The organism is Tichowtungia aerotolerans (assembly GCF_009905215.1).
GTDB lineage: Bacteria > Verrucomicrobiota > Kiritimatiellia > Kiritimatiellales > Tichowtungiaceae > Tichowtungia > Tichowtungia aerotolerans.
In genome coordinates, this window is the sequence record NZ_CP047593.1 from 2407247 (window position 1) to 2422911 (window position 15665).

A 15665-nucleotide genomic window follows, 5' to 3' on the forward strand; every position below is an offset into this window, starting at 1 on the left:
CTATGTTGAAAATAGAACAGCTGAAAGCTCGCGTGAAAGACGGCCCGCCGATTCTGAAGGGAATTGATCTGGAAATTCTTCCAGGAGAAATGCATGCGGTGATGGGACCGAACGGCTCAGGCAAGAGTACGCTGTCCCGTGTGATTGCCGGGCATCCCGACTATGAAGTGACCGGCGGGAGCGTGACGCTTCAGACGCCGGACGGTTCGATTGATCTTCTGGATGCAGAACCGCACGAGCGCGCCCGTGCCGGGCTGTTTCTCGGCTTCCAGTATCCGATGGAAGTGCCGGGCGTCAGTAACCGCACATTCCTGCGCGCGGCGTTTAACACAATCCATCGCGCCCGCGGACGCATGCCACTCGATCCGCTTGAATTCGATCGCATTCTGCAGGACAAACTGGAGCTGCTGGGTATCAGCCGGGAATTTATCCAGCGTCCGGTCAATGTCGATTTTTCCGGCGGTGAGAAAAAACGCAATGAAATCCTGCAGATGGCACTGCTGGAACCGCGGCTGGCACTGCTGGATGAAATAGACTCCGGCCTGGATGTGGACGCGCTGAAGGCGGTTGCCGAAGGCGTCAGCAAACTGCGTACACCGGACAACGCGGTAGTGCTGATTACGCATTACCAGCGTCTGCTCGACTACCTGACCCCGGACCATGTTCACATCATGTCCGATGGCGTTTTCATTCGTTCCGGCGGAAGCGACCTGGCACTTGAAATTGAGGAGAGGGGCTATGACTGGATCCTTAACAGCGCAGCGTAGCGACCCGCTGGCCGTTTTTGAAAAGCTGCTGCCCGAATCATTTGAGGAAGGCTTCAGCCGCGAAGAGCGTCTTTCCGCATTCGAGGCCCTGCGCGACTGCGGTCTTCCGCATCGCAAGGTCGAGGCGTGGAAATACACTGATCCATCCGGCGCGGTGACCGGACCGTTCGATCGTCCGCACCACTGCGGGTACGGATTGACGTCCCCGGACTCTGTTCGGATCGGAATGCTTCGCACGTTTCCAGACATTGGAAAAAATCATCCATTCGCACTGCTCAGTCATGCGCTTTCTCACGGCGGCCTCGAACTGGTCGTTCCCGCCCATACAGTTGTTGACGAGCCGGTGCAGATCCGGCTGCCGGTTGTACAACCGGGTTCTCTGCTCTGTCCGGCGCTTAAGATAAAAGTCGGAACCGGAAGTAAGGTGGACTTTATCGTGCGTTCGGAAGAGCAGGGGGCGGACTCTTTGGTCAGTCAGGTAACGCAGATGACCGTCGCAGAAAACGCGAATGTGTCATTTACGCGGCTGCGTTCCGGGCAAGGGGCTCATTTTCATCTGCTGCTCACACAGCAGGCAGCCGACAGTCGACTGACTCTGTTCGACAGTACGGTCGGCGGCGCATTGACCCGTAACGACCTGCATGCGGAGTTGAAGGGCAGAAATGCAGAGATTGATCTGTACGGACTCTACCTTCTGGACGGTACCGGGCACGCTGACAACCACACCACGGTCAGCCATTCGGTTCCGTACACGTACAGCCGACAGCTCTACAAAGGCATTCTTGATGACCATGCCTGCGGTGTGTTTAACGGGCGGGTTGTCGTTCAGCCGGGCGCCTGCGGAAGCGATGCCCTGCAAATGAACCGCAACCTGCTCAGTGGAAAAGCCAAGGTCGACACCAAGCCGCAGCTGGAAATCGGAAACGACGATGTGCGCTGTTCGCACGGCGCCACGATCGGGCGCCTCGACGAAGCGCAGATTTTCTATCTGCGCAGTCGCGGTCTCGACCGTTCTGCCGCCGAAGCGCTGCTGGCGCGCGGCTTCGCCGGCGAGGTGATCGATCTTGCTCCCGCCGGGGCTCAGGACGTTTTAAACGCCCAGATCGAAGAATTCTTTGAACGGGAGGCCGAAGGATGAGTTCGCTGCCGGACAAAGTCCGTTCGGATTTTCCAATCCTTGGAAAAACGGTGAACGGTCATCCGCTGGTCTATCTCGACACGGCCGCCACGGCGTTGAAGCCGCGGTCTGTGATAGATGCGGTCGAGCAGGTCTACGGGCAGTTTCCGGCCAACGTGCATCGCGGCGTTCATACACTCAGTCGCGAGGCGACCGCCGCTTATGAGGGCGCGCGCGGAACGGTGCGTTCGTTTCTGAACGCGGCTCGCTCCGAGGAGATCGTTTTTACATCCGGCACAACCGGCGCCATCAATCTGGTCGCGCATTCCTGGGGCGCTTTAGAACTGGAGCCGGGCGATGAAGTTATTCTGTCGCACATGGAGCACCACTCCAACATTGTGCCGTGGAAAATGCTCTGCGACGCAAAGGGACTGCACTTAAAGATTATTCCGGTGGCCGACAACGGCGAACTGTTTCTGGAAGCGTTTAGGGCGCTGCTTGGCCCGCGTACAAAACTGGTATCCATCGTTCATGCCTCCAACATGCTTGGGACGGTGAATCCGATTGAAGATATAATTCGTGAATCACATGCGCATGGAGCAAAAGTGCTGGTGGATGCGGCGCAGTCCGCGCCCTGCCTGCCGCTCGATGTCCAGGCGCTGGACTGTGACTTCCTCGCCTTTTCCGGACACAAACTTTTTGGGCCGACCGGCATTGGGGTGCTGTACGCCAAAGCGGATCTGCTCGAAATGATGCCGCCGTTCATGGGTGGCGGCGATATGATCCTGTCGGTCTCCTTTGATGAAATCTGCTACAACAAGCCTCCCTACCGCTTTGAAGCCGGCACTCCCAATATTGCCGGGGCAGTTGGGCTGGGTCGCGCGATCGAATACGTGCTGGATATCGGGTTTGACGCAATCTGGCAACACGAACAGGATCTGTTGGAAGCGGCAAGGGCTGCTTTGGAGGAAATCGACGGAGTGCGCATCATTGGCACGGCGCCGGAAAAAGTTGCCATTTTATCGTTTGTGATCGAAGGGGTTCATCCGCACGACACCGGATCCATTCTCGATTCGTGCGGAGTGGCGATTCGTGCGGGGCACCACTGCACGCAGCCGCTGATGGCTCGGTTCGGAGTGCCTGCGACCGCCCGCGCCGCTTTTTCAATTTATAACACGATGGAGGACGTTAAGCGGCTGGCTTCCGCGGTCCGCAAAGTACAGGAGATTATGCTGTGAACATTTCTGACGAGCTCTATCGGGCCACCATTCTGGAATACAACCGGGAACCGCGGAATTTCCGAACCCTGGAAAATGCCACGCACGTTGCGCACGGCCTGAATCCGTTGTGCGGTGATGATTATCACGTTTATCTGCGCGTGGAAGACGGCGTTGTTCAGGAGGCATCGTTTGATGGACATGGCTGTGCCATTTCGAAGGCGTCTGCCTCCATGATGACACTGGAGCTGAAGGGCAAGACGATTGCCGAAGCCAAAGCGCTGTTTGCGAGGTTTCACGGAATGTTGACGGAGAAGGCCGATCTGTCCGATGATCTCGGGCGGTTGAACGTGTTTTCCGGAGTTTGGAAATATCCGGAGCGCGTCAAGTGCGCTTCCCTCGCGTGGCATGCAATGGACAGCGCGCTTCAGGGGAAAGAGACTGCATCAACGGAGTAGGTATGGTTTCAGAAAAAGAAATTCTCGGAGTGCTGAGTCAGATCATCGATCCCGATTTTCAGCGCGATATTGTTTCGCTTGGGTTTGTTCAGAACCTGAAGATCGACGAAGGAACCGTTTCGTTTGAGATTGAGCTGACGACGCCGGCCTGTCCGCTGAGTCCGCAGTTTAAAAAACAGGCCGAAGGTCTGGTGGGTGCGCTTCCAGGGGTTGGAAACGTCAACGTGACCATGACCGCCCGCAAACGTGCGCCGCATTTCGAGCAGGCGGAAAGCGGATTAGGCCGCGTGAAAAACATTATTGCGGTCAGTTCCTGCAAAGGCGGAGTCGGCAAGTCGACCGTCGCCGCGCTGATTGCCCGTACGCTGGCCGGGCGCGGGATCAAAACCGGTCTGCTCGATGCAGATATTTACGGCCCGTCGCTTCCGACGCTGTTTAACCTGCACCACCCCAAGGTCTATTCGAATCAGCAGCAGCGGATCCTGCCGGTGGAGGCGGACGGACTGAAGCTGATGAGTTTTGCGTTTCTGACCGGCGATGGGCCGACGGTTCTGCGCGGCCCGCTTGTGTCTCAGTACATCCAGCAGCTTCTGCACAATGTGGAGTGGGGCGGGCTGGACGTGCTGGTGCTCGATCTTCCGCCGGGAACCGGAGATATTCAGCTGACCATTTCGCAGTCGATCCGGATCGATGGTGCTGTGATTGTGACCACACCGCATCAGCTGTCACTGACGGATGTGCGCAAGGGCATCCAGATGTTTGAGAAGGTGAACGTGCCGGTGCTCGGCGTGGTGGAGAATATGGCGTGGTTCGCCTGCGATGAGTGCTCAAAAAAGCATTATCCGTTCGGAACCGCCGGCGCGAAAAGCCTCGAAGAAAAATTCGGGCTCGAAACGCTGGCCGAACTGCCGATTTCTCCGAACCTGCAACTGGAATACGCGGAAGAAACGGCGGATGCAGTCATCCGGGCGCTGGGGCGGCAAACGCTGGAAAACCAAGCGGTGCCTGAGGTATCGTTTGATGCAACCCATATTACGCTGCGCTGGCCGGACGAAACCGTGCGGGTTGAAAATACGGTGCTTCGCAAAGCCTGCAGCTGCGCGCTTTGTATCGATGAAATGACGCAGAAGCCGATCCTTGATCCAGCGGATGTTCCGGATGATATTCATGCAGAGAAAGTCGGGACGATTGGCAATTATGCAATCACCGTCGATTGGTCCGACGGACACAACACCGGCTTTTTCCCGTACAAAACGATCCGGGAGCTTTCAATATCATGACCACTGCAGAAAAACTTTATGAAACGTTGAAGGATGTTGAAGCCGGAACCTCCGGACCCTATCCGTATGCGCGGTGCGAACAGTTCGCGCCGTTTATCGACGAAATCAATCGGCTGAAAAAGGAAAAGAACGCGGTGATCCTGGCGCACTCCTATGTGCACCCGGAAATCATCTACGGTGTGGCCGATTTCACCGGCGACTCCTATAAACTTTCGAAAGACGCCAAAGCGGCCGATGCGGACCTGATTATTTTTGTGGCGGTGCGCTTCATGGCCGAAACCGCCAAAGCGTTGAATCCAGGCAAGAAAGTGCTTATCCCGAGTCGCCTGAACGGCTGTTCGCTGGCCGATTCAATCACCGATGACGATGTGCGCCGCCTGAAGGTCGGGAACCCGGACTTTACCTTTGTCTGCTACATTAACACTTCGGCCGCCGTAAAGGCCGAGTGTGATGTCTGTGTCACCAGCTCCAATGTGTACGACATTGTCGAGCGGATTCCGTCGGACAAAATATTTTTTCTGCCGGACAAGCTGATGGGTGAAAATCTGCAGGACGAAATGAAAAAGCGCGGAGTCGACAAGGAGATCAAACTCTACGACGGGAACTGCTATGTCCACGCCGAGTACGATGCGGACCGGATCGTCCGCCTGCGTAACCAGTATCCAAAACTTCAGGTGCTTTCGCATCCGGAGTGCAGTCGCGATATCGTGCAGAAATCCGATGTGGTTGCCAGCACCTCCGGCATGATGGACTTTATGCGCGAGGATCGGGCGGGCGATTCGTATTTGCTGCTGACAGAATGCGGTCTTGCTGGACGCGCGCAGGCCGAGATGCCCGGCAAAACCTTTATCGGTCCCTGTCTGGAATGCAAATACATGAAATCAAACTCTCTTGAGGATATCCGGCGCGTGCTGGTTGAGCCGGAAGCCGAAGATGTGGTGGAAATCAGTGATCAGGTTCGGGCCGGTGCGCTGGAATGCATCGACAACATGTTTAAATACGCGGAGGCAGGCTGAGCCGGCACCCGCCTGTTTTCCAGACATTGGAAAACGAACTGGGTAGCGGAGCTGTCGGCTTCCAATCATTGGAAAAATTCAGGAGAGCGTTATGGGAGAACACGGAAGCTGCTGCACCCCCGGAGAAAAACGGTGCTCCTGTCCGGAGAACCCGGTTGAATTTCAACGCGTCTCGTCCGGATCTCCCGAAGGTATGGTCCGCCTCGACGGCGGCGCATTTTTGATGGGCACGGATGATGAGGTCGGATTCTTTGCAGACGGGGAGGGGCCGATTCGCGAAGTAACGGTTGATCCGTTTTATATGGATAAAACCAGCGTTACCAATCAGCAGTTTAAAAAGTTCATCAAGGCCACCGACTACAGGACCGACGCGCAGAAATTCGGATGGTCGTTTGTGTTTCATTTGTTCCTGAGCGATGACGTGAAGCAGAGCCTGTATCGGGCGGGACGCTGCCTGCCGGGACTGGAATGGTGGTTTGCGGTTGATGGCGCGGACTGGGCGCACCCTGAAGGGCCGGAATCTTCCATTGCGGATCGCATGGACCATCCGGCGATTCATGTATCGTGGCGCGATGCACAGGCTTACTGCGAATGGGCCGGCAAGCGGCTCCCCACCGAGGCCGAGTTTGAATATGCCGCGCGCGGCGGACTGGTGCAGAAACGGTATGTGTGGGGCGACGAGCTGACGCCCGGCGGAAAACACATGTGCAACATCTGGCAGGGCGATTTCCCGCGGGTTAACACTGCAGAAGACGGGTATGTCGGTACTGCTCCAGCCAAATTCTTTGAGCCCAACAGCTACGGGCTTTATCACATGGCCGGCAATATCTGGGAATGGATCTTTGACCGCTGGAGCCCTGATTTCCATGTGAACGGCCCTCGCAACAATCCGGTCGGTCCGCCGACCGGGGATCGGCGCGTTACGCGCGGCGGCTCCTATCTGTGTCATGATTCCTACTGCAACCGCTACCGTGTCGCCGCCCGCACCTCCAATACGCCCGATTCGTCGACCGGCAACACCGGTTTCCGCTGTGTCCGCGATATCTGACGCTGTTGCATAGAGGCGCACCGGTTTTTCACTTTGAAAACCGAAGGGCTGGCATGATTGGGCCGGGGCGTGTATGTTTGTTTTTTTAATCAGAACCCCGTTGAGTTGAGGATTTTTGTATGTCATTTGAAAGCGGCTCCGTAAGCCTTCGTATGTTTTATGTTCCCAAAGAGCTTCCGGACGATGTGCTCGACCGGTTTGCCGAGCACGCAATCGGTTCGGTCGATACACTGCGCGACGAGGAAATTCACGGATGGGTCGGTCCGCGCCATCTGCTCGACCGCGATATTTCGGAAGAAACCGCCATGCCGGGCGGGTACCTGCGCCTGACGCTGGCGCAGGCCCAGCGCAAGATCCCGACCGCACTGCTGCGCGCGGAATGTCGGATCGAGGAAATGGTCTGGATGGCCGCTGAGGGCCGCGACTATGTGAACCGCCAGACCCGCAGCGAGATTAAAAAAGAAGTGACCGAGAAGCTCCTGCCGCAGATGCCGCCGACGCTCAAGGGAACTGATTTCGTCTACGACCGGCCGCACGGACTGCTCTACTGCACTGCGATGTCCGAAAAACAGCTCGACGCGTTTCTGATCAACTTCAGCGCCGTAACCGGCGTGCAGCTGGTACTTGCCGATCCGGCGGCAATGGCATTTCAGCTGGCGCAGAGCCGTACGGACAACTGGAACTCGCTCGGCTTTGCCGCTGATCAGTGGGCCGACTGTGCCCCGGGGCGTGAATTTTTGATGTGGCTCTGGTTTATGTCCGAAGCCAAAGGCGGCGAGCTGACCCTGCCGGAGAGCGGGCCGATGGCCATTCTGGTGGAAGGACCGCTTCAGTTCGACCAGGAGGAACAGGGCGAAACCGTTATCCGCAAGGGCGAACCGATGGTCAGCGCCGAGACGCGCGCCGCGCTGCTCAGCGGCAAAAAGCTGCGTCGCGCCAAGCTGACGCTGGCGCGTGGCGAGGAAATCTGGAACTGCACGCTCGATACCGACGAATTTATCTTCCGTGGGCTCAAGCTGCCGAAAACCGAGGCCTATGACGTACTCGGAAAATTCACCGAACGCATGGAGTTCCTTGAAGTCTTCCGGGTTGCTTTCGGCGAGCTCTATAAGCAGTTCGTGGAAATTCGCGATGATGCCGCCGCGCTCGAAACCCTGCGCGAAGAAATGCGCGAGTGGATCCGCTCCCGCCCCGCCCGTAAGTTGGAAGAAAATGTGTAGTCTTTGCGCCGCGAAGCGCTGAAAAGCAACGAAGTTGCTTCCAATCATTGGAACATTCCGTAGGATGCGGGATTTTAAGTCAGGAGAAAAACTATGAGCAAAGAACTTGAAGAGGGGCTGAAACTCGAGCTGGATTGGAATAAGCTGGAAAAAGCGGTTGAAGGTACCAAGGGAATTATTCCGGTGGCGGTGCAGAATGCCGATACCAAGGAAGTGATTCTGGTGGCTTACATCAACCAGCTGGCTTTCGAAGAATCGCTGAAACGTAAAATGCTGGTGCTGTGGAGCTCCTCCCGTCAGGAGCTGTGGGTGAAAGGCCTTACTTCCGGCGAAACCTTTGAGCTGATCGAAGCGCGTGTAAACTGCGAACAGAACTCCCTGCTGTTTGTGGTGCGTCCGAACCGCGGCGGCATTTGCCACACCAAAAACGAATGCGGAGAGCCGCGCAACTGCTATTACCGCAAGATCAATCTGGAAACGCAGGAACTCGAAAACCTCGATCCGTAAGAGTTCTCGCCAAGGCGCAGAGAACGCAGAAGAACCCGCATTCGAAAAAGTGCGGGTTTTTTAGTCCCTGCAGCGTCGGATTTGAGGTCCGGCGTCGACCGCAGTCTGTTTCTGCCTTTGCTTATTGCGGCGGTACGTTCTTAGTTCTGCCGGAAGACGATATTGTCACGGTGTTTGAGATCGATTCATTGTGCGCGATTCGTTCTTGTTGAAAAACAGGCAGGGCCGCCGGATCCCGGCGGCCCTCCGTCGAGTATGCGATAATGGAAGGACGAATCAGCCGATCGGTGATATATAATATTTTTTCGAGGTCCCCTCGATATTGTGGTGATAATAGAAGCAGTCTGGATCTCCTTCTTCGATGGCGTTAATAAGTTTTGGGAGTTCTTCTTTTGTTACCAGTGTGCGTACCATCGAAAATGCTTCAGTGCTGTGTCCGCCTATGGCGGGTTGTACTGTAAATGTGCGGTGTTCGAACACCTTCTTTATGGATTCCCCGATTCGCTGATGTTCACGGGTGATTACCGTGAACATGGTAATTTGGAATTTTCGGTAGAGACTGTTCAGCATCTCTGAAGATGCAAAGATGTAGATGCATGTATACATCAGTGTATTAATAACCTCCTCGAAATTTCCGTTTTTTAGAAAATCCATGAAGAGGCCGAATGCCGAGGAGCCACCCGCTGCGAATACAGAGATTACGCCAACCGGTTTTAGATATTTCATTGCAAAATAAGCTCCGAGGATATCCTCATCTCCTGTGGAACCCTGACTTCTAAAGGCCAGAGCCTTCGCCACGCCGGCTAGTAATCCGCCAAACAGAACAAGAATGATCCGCTCATTCTGCGGCTCGGGTTGAGCAAAATGGAATTCCGGAAGAACGGTGAGGAAGAGAATAACGGTTCCAACCGTCAATAATGAACGCATGGCGAATTTCCGGCTGACTTGAAAGAACGCAAAGATCAACAGGACGAGCTGAAAAATGGAATAAAGGAGAATGAAAATTCTGTAATCGGAAAAGTAATACGACAGGGCCGCCGCAATACCTTCAGTTCCGGTTAAGATGACCTTGGAGGGAAGCACGAAATATTTAAGGGCGACTGCGTAGACGAAGCCTCCCGCAAAAATGAAGATGTAATCTTTTATATTTTTTAACATGGCATATACCGTTTTGGTTAAGTGGCGTTGTCCAGCCCCTCTGAGCTGTGACAGGCATAATGATAGATGCAATAAGTCTGGAGCTGCCCATGGGTGGGCCGACGAAAAAGTATACATACGTGTTGATGATCATAAAGCTGAAAGCGAAATGATGCCTGATTATTCAGGGGAATTGTGCCGGATGCTCCTGGTCGTCTGTGTCGTGGAAGGCAGCGGTCCTTAGGCTTGTATCCGCAAGACGGCTTTGTTAAACATCCCGCTCATTTGAACGGGAGAAATTTATGTCGATTCACGAACTGGCCGGGAAACCGGTGCCGAAAGAAAACCTGACGGATGTGGCTGAGCTGATCAGCTGCTATTACGAAACGCAGCCCGATGTGACCAATCCGAACCAGAAAGTGGCATTCGGAACATCCGGCCATCGGGGCACATCGCTGAATGCCAGTTTTACTGAAGACCACATCATGGCGATTTCGCAGGCCATCTGCGAATACCGCGCCGAGAAGGGGATCACCGGCCCGCTGTTTGTCGGCAAAGACACCCATGCGCTGTCGACGCCGGCCGAAAAGACCGCCCTGCAGGTGTTCGCCGCCAACGGCGTAACCGTGATGATCGACAAAGACGGCGGCTACACTCCGACGCCGGTGATTTCCCACGCGATTTTGACCTATAATGAAGGCCGCAGTGAAGGGTTGGCTGATGGTGTGGTGATTACTCCGTCGCACAATCCGCCCGATAACGGCGGTTTCAAATACAACCCGCCGAACGGCGGCCCGGCGGACACCGATGTGACCGGATGGATTGCCGACCGTGCCAACGAACTGCTTGCCGGAGACAACGAAGAAGTGCAGAGCCTCTATCTGGCCGATGCACTGGCCGCCGACACCACGGTTGCTTATGATTTCATCACTCCGTACGTCGATGATCTCTGCAACGTGATTGATATGGAGGCCATTTCAAAATCCGGCCTCAAAATCTGCGCCGACGCCATGGGCGGGTCCGGCCTGCGCTACTGGAAGCCGATCGCCGATAAATACGGCATTAATCTGACGGTTCGCAATGACACGCCCGATTACACCTTCAGCTTCATGACCGTCGACCGCGACGGTAAAGTCCGCATGGACTGCTCTTCGCCGTACGCGATGGCCAGTCTCGTTGCGCTGAAAGACGATTTCGATATCGCATTTGGAAATGATCCGGACTACGACCGCCACGGGATCGTCACCAAATCGTCCGGCCTGCTGAACCCGAACCACTATCTGGCCGTTGCCATCAACTACCTGTTCACCAACCGCAGCGGCTGGCGCAAAGATGCCGCCGTCGGCAAAACACTCGTTTCATCGTCGATGATCGACCGCGTCGCCGCCGAGCTCGGCCGTGACCTGCAGGAAGTGCCGGTCGGCTTCAAATGGTTTGTCAACGGTCTCGTCGACGGCTCCTACGGCTTCGGCGGCGAAGAGTCCGCCGGTGCTTCATTCCTCCGCAAAGACGGAAGCGTCTGGAGTACGGACAAAGACGGCATTATCCTATGCCTGCTGGCCTGCGAAATTCTGGCCGTGACCGGCAAGGACCCGGGCGAGCACTATCAGGACCTCGTCGCCAAATTCGGCAGTCCGGTTTACGACCGTGTCGACGCTCCGGCTTCCCGCGAAGAAAAAGCCAAACTGGCGGCTCTTTCGCCGGAACAGGTGACTGCCGAAACGATGGCCGGCGAGCCGATCACCGCGAAGCTCACGCACGCGCCCGCCAACGGCGCCGCGATCGGCGGACTGAAAGTCTGCACGGAAAACGGCTGGTTTGCGGCTCGTCCGTCCGGCACCGAGGATATTTACAAAATCTACGCCGAAAGCTTTAAAGGCGAAGATCACCTCAAACAGATCCAGGCCGAAGCCAAAGAAATTGTTAACGCTGCGCTGGCGTAAGACGTTTTCCAAACCCTGGAAATCTGTTGCACAGACGAGCATGGGTTTTTCCAGAGTTTGAAAAATCATCGGGTGGAGGCTGAGCCTTTGCCCGTTTTTTTTCACAGTCAATGCGACGGAGCTTGGCTTTCAATGCGCATTCCTCTACAACCGCCCGCTTTATTCTGATCACTTAACAGAGGAAATGATATGGGCGATGGTAATAAGCTGGCGAATCCGGCTCCGCTGGGGCTGATGGGATTCGGAATGACGACGGTTCTGCTGAATATTCATAACTCGGGATTCTTCCCGGATGCCGGCAGCATGATTATGGGAATGGGCATCTTTTTCGGCGGGCTGGCGCAGCTCATCGCCGGCGTGCTCGAATTCCGCAAAGGCAATACCTTCGGGATGACCGCATTTGCTTCCTACGGATCGTTCTGGCTGACGCTGGTCGCTATGTGGGGTCTTCCGAAAACCGGCTTGGCGGTTGCTCCGCCGCGCGAATTTGTCGGCTGTTACCTCTTTATGTGGGGGCTGTTCACCGCGCTCATGTTTGTGGGAACCCTCAAAGCCAACCGTGTACTGCAGTTTATTTTTGCTTCGCTGGCCGTGCTTTTCGTACTGCTGGCGGTTGAACACTGGGTGGCTGAAGAAGCCGCGCATGTGATTGGAAAAATTGCCGGGTTTGAAGGGATCATTTGCGGATTCAGCGCAATCTATCTTGCCATGGCCGAAGTCATCAACGAAGCTCACGGGAAAGTGCTGCTTCCAGTTGGTGAATAAAGTAAATTCGGGCCGGATTATGAAGATTGTTGTAACAGACGGATATGCGTTGAACCCCGGCGATTTGTCGTGGGAAGGGTTGGAGCAGCTCGGTGAAGTGACGGTCTACGACCGCACCCCGCCGGAGCTGGTGGTTGAGCGGCTGCGCGATGCGGATGCAATGATCACCAACAAAGTTCCGGTCTCTGCGGAGCTGCTCGGGCAGCTCCCGAACCTGAAATATATCGGCGTCACCGCCACCGGCTACAACATCATCGACATCGAAGCTTGCCGCGAGCGCGGCGTGGTTGTGTCCAATGTGCCCGCCTACAGCACGGCCGCCGTCGTTCAGCTGACCTGGGCGCATATTTTCAACCTGCTCAATCAGGTGGCGCTGCACGCCGACAGCGTGCGCTGCGGCGAGTGGAGCCGCTGCAAAGATTTCTGCTATTGGAAAACGCCGCAGCCCGCGCTCGAACAAATGACGCTTGGTCTAATCGGCTTTGGCAACATCGGGCAGGGCGTCGCCGCTACAGCAAAAGCCTTTGGCGTGAAGGTGCTTGTTTCAACCCGCACGCAGCGCGATGTGCCGGATGTTGAATTTGTCTCGCGTGAAGCATTGCTGAGCCGAAGCGACATCGTCAGCCTTCACTGTCCGCAGACGCCGGAAACGGAAAAGCTGATTAATGCCGAAAGCATTGCTTTAATGAAACCGGGCGCATTTATCATCAACACCTCGCGCGGCGGACTGATCGATGAACCCGCGTTGGCCGAGGCGCTCAACTCCGGCCGTCTCGCCGGAGCGGGGCTCGACGTGCTCTCCACCGAGCCGCCCGCGGAAGACAATCCGCTCATCAGCGCCAAAAACTGTTTTATCACCCCGCACATTGCCTGGGCCGGAACCGCCGCCCGAAAAACTCTCATGAACCAGACCGTCGCCAACCTGCGCGCATTTCTGGACGGAGAGCCGGTTAATCGGGTTTAGGAACGTTTGACAGGAGCTCGAGGCTTGTGTTTGGCATGGACGCGTGGCGGGTTTTACGTAGGCTCTCCTGACTGGTTCTGAGTTGATTTCTCTAATTCTTGAATTCGTTTCTCCTGCCTCATTATAATTTTTTGGCTTACTGAAGTCTGTATGACTAATAAGGTAATGAGTGCAATCAGTAGCGTAACCGGAATTTCAAATGAATTTGTTGTCGCTATTCCAAACAGAACAAAGGCCAGAAAGAGGCCGTTGATTATGTCGATTGGGTTGGTTTTGAAGAGAGAGATTCGTTCTTCCATCTCGTTTAGCTTTTTGACAACCCATTTGCTTAATTTGAACGATTCTTTTTTCATATTTATTTACTCAGAACGTTTAATGAGTGACGGTCGTTTTTCGGGGGAAAGTTTGGCTGTTCTTGTTGTGTTTGTGGTTAGTGAATACAATGCTATCTATTTTTGGAAGAATTATTCGACATTATGCAGCATAGCCGCGGAGAGCGGTTTTTTTCTCGGATGTTTCTCTGATCCTTTCCAGCGAAGCGGGTGGTGAAAATTTCCAGACATTGGAAACATCTGTGCGACAGACTTCCAATGTTCGGAAAACGTTGGGTAGGGCGCGACCGCCGGGCGCGCCTGATTCCAATACATAGGGATCTTTATGGTGGAAGTCTTCGCGGGCGTTATAGCCCGAGTCTGCCGCTGGCCAGAGGCTGCAAGCCTCTTCTACTTTTCAAGCATTGGAAACGCGGTGTTTTTACGAAAGGCAATGATCTTTGACTTTCGGGGGGGCTCGCTGTAAATTCAGCCGCTTTTGAGGAGAAATTTATGTCAATTACTGCCATCAGCCCGCTGGATGGGCGTTATGAGTCGAAAGTGTCCGAGCTGCAGGATGCCTTTTCTGAATTTGCACTGGTCCGCGCCCGCGTGACTGTTGAGGTCCTTTGGCTGAAAGCGCTGTGCGCCGAGCCGGGTATTCCGGAGTGCCGCGCGCTGACTGCGGATGAAGTCGCTCAGCTCGACGCGATTCTTGCCAATTTTACGCCGGAAGAAGCCGAAAAGGTTAAAACGATTGAGCGCACCACCAACCACGATGTGAAAGCGGTTGAGTATTACCTGAAAGAAAAGGTGGCAGGAACCTCTCTCGATGAACTCAGTGAATTCTGGCACTTCGCCTGTACCTCCGAGGATATTAACAATCTGTCGCACGCGATGATGCTGAAGCAGGGCCGCGAGGCGCTCGAAACGGTTCAGCAGGAACTGATCGACGACTTGTCCGCCAAGGCTAAGGAGTGGAAAGCGGTTCCGCTGCTGGCCCGCACGCACGGGCAGACTGCGTCGCCGACAACGATCGGCAAAGAGCTGGCTGTTGTGGCGGATCGCCTGCGCAAGGCACAGAAAAAATTTCAGGGTGTGGAGATTCTCGGAAAGCTCAATGGCGCGGTTGGTAACTACAATGCTCACCTGAGTGCTTATCCGGACGTCGACTGGCCCGCGCTGGCTGCCGGCGTGATCGAAGGCGAGCTGGGGATCAAACAGAATCCGTTCACGATCCAGATTGAGCCGCACGACTACATGGCCGAGCTGTTCGACGCGCTGGCCCGTTTCAATACAATCCTGCTCGACCTCGATCGCGACATCTGGACCTACATTTCCTTCGCCTGCTTCAAGCAGAAGACCATTGCCGGTGAAGTCGGTTCGTCCACCATGCCGCACAAGGTCAACCCGATCGATTTTGAAAACTCGGAAGGCAACATCGGGTTGGCAAATTCCATTCTGCGTCACCTGTCCGAAAAACTGCCGGTATCGCGCCTTCAGCGCGACCTGACCGACTCGACCGTCCTGCGCAACATGGGCGTGGCTTTCGGTTATGCGCTGCTGGCCTACCGCTCGACGCTGAAAGGTCTCAGCAAGCTTGAGCTCAACGAAGCCAAACTGGCCGCCGATCTCGACAACGCGTGGGAAGTGCTTGCTGAGCCGATCCAGACTGTGATGCGTAAGGCGGGAATTGAAAAGCCCTACGAAAAGCTCAAAGAGCTGACTCGCGGTAAAGACGGCATCACCAAAGAAACGCTCAAGGCGTTTATTGAAGGTCTTGAGCTCGAAGCCGACGATAAAGCCCGTCTGCTTGAAATGACCCCGGCGTCCTACATTGGTCGCGCGATCGAAATTGCGGAAGAACTCTAAAACATAAAGGATCTCTCGCAAAGCCGCGAGGGCGCAAAGGTCG

15 protein-coding genes are annotated in these 15665 nt (G+C 55.3%); 13 read left to right on the forward strand and 2 right to left on the reverse strand.

Features of this window, described 5'->3' with window-relative positions:
- The first annotated feature begins 2 nt into the window (after positions 1-2).
- The 9 genes from sufC to GT409_RS09955 all read left to right on the forward strand — a co-directional run bounded on the left by sufC (position 3) and on the right by GT409_RS09955 (position 8630).
- Entirely contained in the window at positions 3-767 is a 765-nt protein-coding gene (sufC, locus tag GT409_RS09915) for a Fe-S cluster assembly ATPase SufC (RefSeq protein ID WP_233231522.1), read from the forward strand.
- Entirely contained in the window at positions 739-1905 is a 1167-nt protein-coding gene (gene sufD, locus GT409_RS09920) for a Fe-S cluster assembly protein SufD (protein WP_160628937.1), read from the forward strand. Before sufC ends, sufD begins: the two co-directional genes overlap by 29 nt.
- On the forward strand, positions 1902-3122 hold the full coding sequence (locus GT409_RS09925) for an aminotransferase class V-fold PLP-dependent enzyme (RefSeq protein ID WP_160628938.1): 1221 nt from the start codon (positions 1902-1904) through the stop codon (positions 3120-3122). The genes sufD and GT409_RS09925 overlap by 4 nt, the downstream gene beginning before the upstream one ends.
- A complete protein-coding gene (sufU, locus tag GT409_RS09930; protein ID WP_233231523.1) occupies positions 3119-3559 on the forward strand; it encodes a Fe-S cluster assembly sulfur transfer protein SufU in 441 nt (146 codons plus the stop codon). Before GT409_RS09925 ends, sufU begins: the two co-directional genes overlap by 4 nt.
- Before the next feature lie 2 nt (positions 3560-3561).
- The gene (locus GT409_RS09935) at positions 3562-4839 is read left to right on the forward strand and encodes a P-loop NTPase (protein ID WP_160628939.1); all 1278 of its coding nucleotides are present in this window, start codon (positions 3562-3564) and stop codon (positions 4837-4839) included.
- Positions 4836-5855 carry a quinolinate synthase NadA gene (gene nadA, locus GT409_RS09940; protein WP_160628940.1) on the forward strand — a complete coding sequence of 340 codons (1020 nt, stop codon included), beginning with the start codon at positions 4836-4838 and terminating at the stop codon, positions 5853-5855. Before GT409_RS09935 ends, nadA begins: the two co-directional genes overlap by 4 nt.
- A gap of 91 nt (positions 5856-5946) precedes the next feature.
- Entirely contained in the window at positions 5947-6903 is a 957-nt protein-coding gene (locus GT409_RS09945) for a formylglycine-generating enzyme family protein (RefSeq protein ID WP_233231524.1), read from the forward strand.
- Positions 6904-7022: 119 nt separating this feature from the next.
- A complete protein-coding gene (gene rdgC, locus GT409_RS09950; RefSeq protein ID WP_160628941.1) occupies positions 7023-8123 on the forward strand; it encodes a recombination-associated protein RdgC in 1101 nt (366 codons plus the stop codon).
- Between the two features lie 93 nt (positions 8124-8216).
- Entirely contained in the window at positions 8217-8630 is a 414-nt protein-coding gene (locus GT409_RS09955) for a phosphoribosyl-AMP cyclohydrolase (protein WP_160628942.1), read from the forward strand.
- A gap of 276 nt (positions 8631-8906) precedes the next feature.
- On the opposite strand, the gene GT409_RS09960 is transcribed toward GT409_RS09955, so the two are convergent.
- The gene (locus GT409_RS09960; protein WP_233231525.1) at positions 8907-9905 is read right to left on the reverse strand and encodes a YitT family protein; all 999 of its coding nucleotides are present in this window, start codon (positions 9903-9905) and stop codon (positions 8907-8909) included.
- A gap of 164 nt (positions 9906-10069) precedes the next feature.
- Here GT409_RS09960 and pgm point away from each other — a divergent pair, with 164 nt between their 5' ends.
- The 3 genes from pgm (at position 10070) to GT409_RS09975 (ending at position 13439) form a co-directional block, all read left to right on the forward strand.
- A complete protein-coding gene (gene pgm, locus GT409_RS09965; RefSeq protein WP_160628943.1) occupies positions 10070-11710 on the forward strand; it encodes a phosphoglucomutase (alpha-D-glucose-1,6-bisphosphate-dependent) in 1641 nt (546 codons plus the stop codon).
- 189 nt (positions 11711-11899) lie between these two features.
- Positions 11900-12475 carry an acetate uptake transporter gene (locus tag GT409_RS09970; protein WP_160628944.1) on the forward strand — a complete coding sequence of 192 codons (576 nt, stop codon included), beginning with the start codon at positions 11900-11902 and terminating at the stop codon, positions 12473-12475.
- 19 nt (positions 12476-12494) lie between these two features.
- Entirely contained in the window at positions 12495-13439 is a 945-nt protein-coding gene (locus GT409_RS09975; RefSeq protein WP_160628945.1) for a D-2-hydroxyacid dehydrogenase, read from the forward strand.
- A gap of 53 nt (positions 13440-13492) precedes the next feature.
- On the opposite strand, the gene GT409_RS09980 is transcribed toward GT409_RS09975, so the two are convergent.
- On the reverse strand, positions 13493-13792 hold the full coding sequence (locus GT409_RS09980; RefSeq protein ID WP_160628946.1) for a hypothetical protein: 300 nt from the start codon (positions 13790-13792) through the stop codon (positions 13493-13495).
- Positions 13793-14263: 471 nt separating this feature from the next.
- Here GT409_RS09980 and purB point away from each other — a divergent pair, with 471 nt between their 5' ends.
- Positions 14264-15622, forward strand: coding sequence for an adenylosuccinate lyase (purB, locus tag GT409_RS09985; protein WP_160628947.1), 1359 nt, complete (start codon positions 14264-14266; stop codon positions 15620-15622).
- Positions 15623-15665 lie beyond the last annotated feature (43 nt).

Coding starts and splice junctions, on each gene's coding strand:
- rdgC (WP_160628941.1), top strand. CDS start 7,023: ATGTCATTTGAAAGCGGCTCCGTAAGCCTTCGTATGTTTTATGTTCCC.
- GT409_RS09975 (WP_160628945.1), top strand. CDS start 12,495: ATGAAGATTGTTGTAACAGACGGATATGCGTTGAACCCCGGCGATTTG.
- GT409_RS09935 (WP_160628939.1), top strand. CDS start 3,562: ATGGTTTCAGAAAAAGAAATTCTCGGAGTGCTGAGTCAGATCATCGAT.
- GT409_RS09925 (WP_160628938.1), top strand. CDS start 1,902: ATGAGTTCGCTGCCGGACAAAGTCCGTTCGGATTTTCCAATCCTTGGA.
- GT409_RS09960 (WP_233231525.1), bottom strand. CDS start 9,905: ATGTATACTTTTTCGTCGGCCCACCCATGGGCAGCTCCAGACTTATTG.
- sufC (WP_233231522.1), top strand. CDS start 3: ATGTTGAAAATAGAACAGCTGAAAGCTCGCGTGAAAGACGGCCCGCCG.
- GT409_RS09945 (WP_233231524.1), top strand. CDS start 5,947: ATGGGAGAACACGGAAGCTGCTGCACCCCCGGAGAAAAACGGTGCTCC.
- pgm (WP_160628943.1), top strand. CDS start 10,070: ATGTCGATTCACGAACTGGCCGGGAAACCGGTGCCGAAAGAAAACCTG.
- sufD (WP_160628937.1), top strand. CDS start 739: ATGACTGGATCCTTAACAGCGCAGCGTAGCGACCCGCTGGCCGTTTTT.
- purB (WP_160628947.1), top strand. CDS start 14,264: ATGTCAATTACTGCCATCAGCCCGCTGGATGGGCGTTATGAGTCGAAA.
- GT409_RS09955 (WP_160628942.1), top strand. CDS start 8,217: ATGAGCAAAGAACTTGAAGAGGGGCTGAAACTCGAGCTGGATTGGAAT.
- nadA (WP_160628940.1), top strand. CDS start 4,836: ATGACCACTGCAGAAAAACTTTATGAAACGTTGAAGGATGTTGAAGCC.
- GT409_RS09970 (WP_160628944.1), top strand. CDS start 11,900: ATGGGCGATGGTAATAAGCTGGCGAATCCGGCTCCGCTGGGGCTGATG.
- GT409_RS09980 (WP_160628946.1), bottom strand. CDS start 13,792: ATGAAAAAAGAATCGTTCAAATTAAGCAAATGGGTTGTCAAAAAGCTA.